This window comes from Peribacillus sp. NPDC058002, assembly GCF_042886655.1.
Lineage (GTDB): Bacteria > Bacillota > Bacilli > Bacillales > DSM-1321 > Peribacillus > Peribacillus aracenensis.
In genome coordinates this window covers 1-2256 of the sequence record NZ_JBHVQU010000409.1, presented here as the reverse complement: position 1 = coordinate 2256, position 2256 = coordinate 1, and the positions used below count along the sequence as shown (strand labels likewise).

2 protein-coding genes are annotated in these 2256 nt (G+C 31.0%); both read right to left on the bottom strand.

Features of this window, described 5'->3' with window-relative positions; genetic code table 11:
• Positions 1-677: 677 nt before the first annotated feature.
• The gene (locus ACFVSH_RS25675; RefSeq protein ID WP_387708584.1) at positions 678-1499 is read right to left on the bottom strand and encodes a putative phage abortive infection protein; all 822 of its coding nucleotides are present in this window, start codon (positions 1497-1499) and stop codon (positions 678-680) included.
• A 366-nt stretch (positions 1500-1865) separates the two neighbouring features.
• Complete coding sequence (locus ACFVSH_RS25670; RefSeq protein WP_387708582.1) at positions 1866-2036, bottom strand: hypothetical protein; 171 nt, start codon at positions 2034-2036, stop codon at positions 1866-1868.
• Positions 2037-2256 lie beyond the last annotated feature (220 nt).

Sequence of the window (2256 nt, the reverse complement as noted above, 5' to 3'; positions counted from 1 at the left end):
ATCCGCCACCAATTGAGTAAATAATACAAAATGAACTAATTCTTTATAAACAAAAAAGGCTCAAATCCTTGTTATATCAAGGATTTGAGCCTTTGTTAGTTGATGACCTGTGAGGGATTCGAACCCACGACCCCTTCCCTGTCAAGGAAGAAGAGTGAATCAGATTATAACAGAAATAGTTGGAAAACGTTGATTTAATAGGCTAATATTTTTTCTATGTAGGATTTAAACAGATGTAATTGGTGGCAATATAATTGATTTTGCCACCAGGCTGCCACCAACTTGCCACCATTATTATATTTATCAACCCCTTAATTTTTAAGTGTTTAACAGACCTTTCATAAATCAAAAAATCTATAAATGAATTAGACTTTAGGTAGATACGTATTAACCCTTTCAGCAACTCTTTTCCAACTAAACAAAAGAAGAATCCTTTATTATTACTTCATGTAAGGTATATTACCTGCTTTTAATAAATTTTATATTCTTAGTTACTGTGATTTGTTGCAAGAGCCTTTTTTGATGGTAAGTATTTTTTTAATTAAGTAAAAAATAAATTATTTATGGAATATAAAAGGTTTTACAATTTATACAAAGTGACGATAAATGAGAATTTTTCTACTTAAAGGATAAATATAAAAGATAAAAAGTCGAGGCTAGATTGGACCTTACTTTCTTTATTGTACTGGTATCCTTCGTTTAGACGGAGAAAAAGTTTTAAAGAGTTCTATATCTACACGTCCCTCTCCAATTAATGAACCTTCTGTTAGATTTTCAAGTAAATTATACTTTTGCATTAAAGGTAAAAGCTCATCTCCATAATCACTAATTCCATAATACATTAGTATAGCTAACTCGTAATAAGTTAATTGAGCTTTAACAATTCGTATGTAATTTAACTTTTCGTTATCAGTCATATCTGATCCATCAATAAGTTGAATTATACTAGTAAGGTGTCTGAAATAAGGTCCAAACATGTACTCGAAGTCCTTATTTAAAATAACAAATGCCTCTACTAATCGATTGATATGGTACATTCGCTTATCTACAGTTCCGTAAATACGCCTAAATTTATTTAAAAGTTCTGGAAACGTTTTTCTGTCAGTTACGGTGCGTTCAGGATTAACTTGAATAAAGAGTGATTTTATAATTTCATTATGTATATTAAGCATGCTGAAAAATGTACTTTCAAACTTATGTAAAGCCATTGTTTTGCCTTGTTCTATCATTACTTTTCGGTTCTCTTCCATTTCGTCGTTTTGCATTTTCATTTGCTGTTGTTGCATCCTTAAAGTTAGTATGATACCTATTGAACTAACCAAAGTAAACAACGGAACTGTACTACCTGCTAAGAAATCTCCAAATGGTCCTAACTGGTCAAATTTCCAATCAAAACCTTTTACTACCACCGCCCCAACTATAAGTGGAATCAAACTAAGACATAAAGCAGGCATTAACCACTTTTCAAATCTTTTATAGTTATCCTGGTTCTTATCCATAACATTCTCCCCCCTAAAAATATAAACAGTAGAGTAATTATATACTGGAATTTAGTATTATTTTTAAAATCACAAAAAAATTTTCAGATTTAAAATAAAAAACCTTATAGCTGAACTATAAGGGATGTTAGGGTGTGTAACTTCATAGGTATATAACTTTATTCCTTATTAAGTTCAACTTATTATATAAATCCATGAAAATATTGATTAAAAGTTAAAAAGAGACCCATTGTTAAAACCGTCCTTGTTTTTATTAGATAGTTCAAGCATATGACAAAACGTACAATAAGGTCTATTATTTTTTATCCGTTTAAAAAGATTTATTTTTTAGATTAAATATACGTTTTGTCATTAGTTTTTTACCGTCTAAATAGGTGTACCTTTTGGGACTTTTCCCCAAGTCCAAGATGCATGTGCTATAGCAGAAGCTGTAACACCTTTGTCTTTGACCGAATCATATGACAGTGAAGAAATACGACATTTTCCCTCAGGCATATTCGGAACAACTTTCACTTTACTGCCTTCCTGGTTTACCATATCATTTGCTCTCCTTTCAGATAAAAGTCTTTTCTTGTTTTCTCAAATATCTTCTGTCATGTATATTTACGAACAAACATTAGAGAATAATTTACATTTCCTGTTCTTTAAATGTTTTGTTTAATGATCAGAGGGCATCTCTAACGTCTCAGAGAACAGCGCTACTTTGAGAACAGTGTGTGAACATCTCACCCTTTTTCGCGTCGATATGTTACATTTC